Annotated in this window: 4 protein-coding genes; 1 reads left to right on the top strand and 3 read right to left on the bottom strand. The window is 61.2% G+C overall.

Annotation, left to right across the window (positions count from 1 at the left end):
* Nucleotides 1-303 precede the first annotated feature (303 nt).
* Nucleotides 304-2,763, bottom strand: a complete 2,460-nt coding sequence (locus KAK09_RS18375) for a GcvT family protein (RefSeq protein WP_210880373.1) — start codon at nt 2,761-2,763, stop codon at nt 304-306.
* A gap of 99 nt (nt 2,764-2,862) precedes the next feature.
* On the opposite strand from KAK09_RS18375, the gene KAK09_RS18370 reads away from it, so the two are divergent.
* Nucleotides 2,863-3,492 carry a TetR/AcrR family transcriptional regulator gene (locus KAK09_RS18370; RefSeq protein ID WP_210880372.1) on the top strand — a complete coding sequence of 210 codons (630 nt, stop codon included), beginning with the start codon at nt 2,863-2,865 and terminating at the stop codon, nt 3,490-3,492.
* On the opposite strand, the gene KAK09_RS18365 is transcribed toward KAK09_RS18370, so the two are convergent.
* Together KAK09_RS18365 and KAK09_RS18360 are read right to left on the bottom strand one after the other, a co-directional pair.
* On the bottom strand, nt 3,456-3,713 hold the full coding sequence (locus tag KAK09_RS18365; protein ID WP_210880371.1) for a hypothetical protein: 258 nt from the start codon (nt 3,711-3,713) through the stop codon (nt 3,456-3,458). The two genes, KAK09_RS18370 and KAK09_RS18365, sit on opposite strands and share 37 nt — an antisense overlap.
* Nucleotides 3,714-3,758: 45 nt before the next feature.
* A partial coding sequence (locus KAK09_RS18360) for a transposase domain-containing protein (RefSeq protein WP_210879786.1) occupies nt 3,759-3,854 on the bottom strand: 96 nt, incomplete at its 5' end.

Here is a 3,854-nt window from a genome sequence, read left to right as displayed (position 1 = left end):
ATCTCCATACCGGCCCGCGGCACGTTAAAAGCCGCACAGAGAGGCCTGACACATGACCGCACTCGATCACATGCTCAGAAAGTCAAAATTTTCCTTGCACAACGGGAGGCATCCACACATGGCTTCCAGGTGGATTCCCCGGTGAAAAGGCCAGACGCTGGAAAACTGCCGCGCTCAGCCCCCCCGTATACACATCGCGCCCGGGAGGAACCATGGGAGGGAGTACATCCGGCCATGGCTGTCTGCTGACCTGTGTAGCGGCCTTCACCGAAGCGGTCGCTCAGACAAGACGGCCCGCTCAGCTTACGTCCTCACGCGTTCCATTCTCGGATCGAGCAGCGGTTTTAGGGACGCTATCGCCGGGACGCTCCGCCCGGCAATCACGATGCTCCAGTTCCCGGACGTCACGCGGTCGGCGGTCAGGGGGGCATCGGTCTGTGCAAAACCGATTGCGACCGCCCCACCTAGGGTGTGACCGTAAGCGCCGACCTGAGTGTAACCGACGGGCTTTCCGTCGAGTTGAATGATCTCGTTTCCATGCATCAGTGGCTCCGGGTCCTGGAGCAGGAATTGCAGCATGCGTCGCTTCGGCGTGCCCGTGGCCTTGATTTCCACCAGCGCGTTGCGGCCGATGAACCCGCTGGGCTTGTCCAACTTTACCGCAAAGCCCAGGCCCGCCTCGATGGGGTTGTCGGTGTTGTCCACGTCTACGCCGAAATCGCGGTAGGCCTTTTCCAACCGCAGCGAGGAAAGTGTCTGCATGCCCGCGTCGCGCAGACCGTGATCGCGCCCGGCCTCTACCAGCAGGTCATATACCTGCACCGCGTGCAGGCTCGGGACGTGAAGCTCCCAGCCCAACTCGCCCACATAGGTCACGCGCAGGGCGTGCACGCGGAAGAAACCGACGTCGATGTGTCGGGCCGACATGAAAGGAAACGCCTCGTTCGAGAGATCGGCCTCGCTGAAGCGTTCGAGGATCGCGCGGGCCTTTGGTCCGTGAATGTTGATCTGAGTGATGCCGTCGGTCACGTCGGTGATGGTGACGAACTCGTCGGCGCCGATGTGACGGCGCATCCAGGTCTCGGTCTGGCCGTGGCTGTTCTCGCCCACAACGACCATGAATTGGTCTTCGGCCATGCGGGTCACGGTCAAATCGGCCTCGAACCCCCCGGCCTCGTTTGTCCAGGCGGTGTAGACAACGCGTCCCGGCGCCACGTCGACCTGGTTGCATGAGATGCGGTTGAGTAGCGCGCAGGCGTCGCGGCCCTGAACGAGGAATTTTGCCATCGAGGACATGTCCATGAGGATCGCGTCCTCGCGTGCGGCGCGGTGTTCGGCGGCATGCCAGTCGAACCAGTTTTGCCGGCCCCAGCTGTAAGCTTCGACCTTTGCCTGTTCCGGTGTGGGCGCGAACCAGTCGGGCAGTTCCCAGCCGTGGCTTTCGGAGAAATACGCGCCGGCCGCCTTTAGCCTTTCATAAAGGGCCGAGCGTTTCAGCCCACGCGCGGTCTTGAACGTATCGTTCGGGAAATGCGCGCCGAAGCTCTTCGCCAGCAATTCGGGCGTGCGCGCGCGGCGGAAGGCGGGGGTGTTGTGCGTGCCGTCAGCGAAACGGTTTACGTTGAACGCTGTGTGATCGACCGGGCAGCGCCCATCGACGATCCAGTGAGCGAGCGTCATGCCGATCCCGGGACCATAGAGGATACCGAGCGAGTTAAGCCCCGCAGCGACCCAAGCGTTGCGCAGCCCCGGTGCCTCGCCCACCAGCGGTGCGAGGTCGGGGGTGAAGCTTTCGGGTCCGCAGAAGAATTTGCGCACGCCCGCCTCGGCGATCTGCGGTACACGGCGAAATGCGGCCTCTAGGTGCGGGACCATGCGATCCCAATCCGGTTCGATCTCGCCGAAGGCGAAGTTTTCGGGAATCGCATCGACCATCCACGGCGCCGCGTCGGGCTCGAACAGGCCAACCAACAGGCCGCCGACCTCTTCGCGGTAATAGGACCAGTTGTGCGGGTCCTCGAGCAGCGGAAGGTCGCTGTTCAGGCCTGCGATCTCCTCCGTGATCACGTAGTAGTGTTCGGCTGCTTGCAGAGGCAGGTTCAAACCCACCTTCGCGCCGATCTGGCGCGACCACATGCCCGCAGCGATCACTACGTGCTCTGCCGCGATCTCGCCCCGGTCGGTCCGCACGCCGACCGCGCGGCCATCGCGCGTCAGGATGTCCCTGACCGCGATGCCCTCGATTATCCGTGCGTCCCTGCTGCGGGCGCCCCTCGCTAGCGCCATAGTGGTATCGACCGAGTTGGTTCGGCCCTCTTCCGGATACCAGAAGGCGGCCAGCGTGTTCGAAAAGTCGCCAATAGGGAAGCGCTCGGCTGCCTCGGCGGGGGAGATTTCGTGGATATCGAAGCCGTGCAGGTTCATGAATGCCGCCCCGCGGCGCATCTCTTCCAAGCGCTCGGGCGTGTCGGCAGGCTGGATATAGCCAACTTTGCGCCACCCGGTTGCCTGCCCTGTCTCGGCCTCCAACTCCGCAATGAGCTTTCGGCCGTGCAGGTAAAGCTCACATTCCCATTCCGCGCCAAGGACGGCGGGAACGATTTCACCTGCGGCGTGCCAGGTCGTCCCGGCAGTGAGCTGGTTGCGTTCCAGAACCACGACGTCGGTCACACCGAGCTCCGTAAGGTGATAGGCGATGTTGCAGCCTATCGAGCCGCCACCTATGATGACGACTTGGGCCTGGGTCGGGAAATTCCGGGCCATTTCAAAAGCTCCTTTTGTGCCACACATTTGATCAAATCATTGCCTTGACCGATGACGGAAATCAAGAAAATGATTGAATGAGCATTCAATGGAGAAGTCATGTCCGGCGCCGCACCTTCAAAACTGACACGCACAGCACCGCCAGAGACGCGTCGCCAGCAGCTTATTGAGGCGACGATCACCTCAATAAGCAAGCACGGGATTTCCGGAACGACCCTGACCAAGGTGACTCAAGAGGCTGGCCTGTCTCTTGGGCTCGTGAACTTCCACTTCGAGAGCAAGGATGCCCTGTTGGCGGAGACGTTGCAGCATCTCGCCAAAGAACACCGGAACCTTTGGACCAGCAAGGTCTGGCGACCGGATATCGACGCGGCGGCCAAGCTCCAGACCATCGTGGACGCGCAATTCCATCCTATGGTTTGCAACCGCCGGAAGCTATCTGTCTGGTTCGCATTCTTCGGCGAGACCCGGCATCGCAAATCCTACCTCCAAACGTCTGGAGCCGTTGATATGGAGCGGCAGATGATGACAGCTCAACTATGCTCGGAGATCATCGCCCAAAGGGGGTATCGGGATGTATCAGCCCCCGACATCTCCTGCACACTTGAAGGCATCTTCGATGGATTGTGGTTGAATATCCTGATGTATCCGAGATTGTTCAACCGACAGGCCGCCCGCGAACAGGTCCGCTCCTATCTTGCACTGTGTTTTCCAGAGGATTTTCCATAAACTGTGCCGGCTTCCTTCAGCTGGCGTCCGGTCGATATCTTTGTGAATCCTACCTTCTCTGGAGCCGAACGCTTGAAGGAGAATTCCGTGGTGTCCTGCAGGAGCAGGCGCACCGCGGCGCGTTCGGCCCAGCCATCCACAGCCTTGTTGGTGCGCTTGACCACCTTGACCGGGGCCTTTCGCCCCTCGGCCGTCAGATAGACCTGCTGGATCGCCAGCACCTCGCCCGCCTCGTCGGTAAGCGTTAGCTGGACATCACGTGCAGCTTAGCTTGACGTCTTGAAGTTCCACGGCAGCAGGTCGTCGATGCCGCTTTGCGGATGGCCATTGGCGATCGCTGTCAGTGTTGCGTTGAGATAGGC

Origin of the sequence: Roseovarius autotrophicus (assembly GCF_018069895.1) — a bacterium.
Taxonomy (GTDB): Bacteria; Pseudomonadota; Alphaproteobacteria; order Rhodobacterales; family Rhodobacteraceae; genus Roseovarius; species Roseovarius autotrophicus.
The sequence above is the reverse complement of the archived record's forward strand: the minus strand, read 5'-3'. Positions and strand labels throughout refer to the sequence as shown.

Bases quoted from the DNA above. Each gene is read 5' to 3' on its own strand.
- KAK09_RS18370 (WP_210880372.1), top strand. From the start codon at position 2,863: ATGTCCGGCGCCGCACCTTCAAAACTGACACGCACAGCACCGCCAGAG.
- KAK09_RS18375 (WP_210880373.1), bottom strand. From the start codon at position 2,763: ATGGCCCGGAATTTCCCGACCCAGGCCCAAGTCGTCATCATAGGTGGC.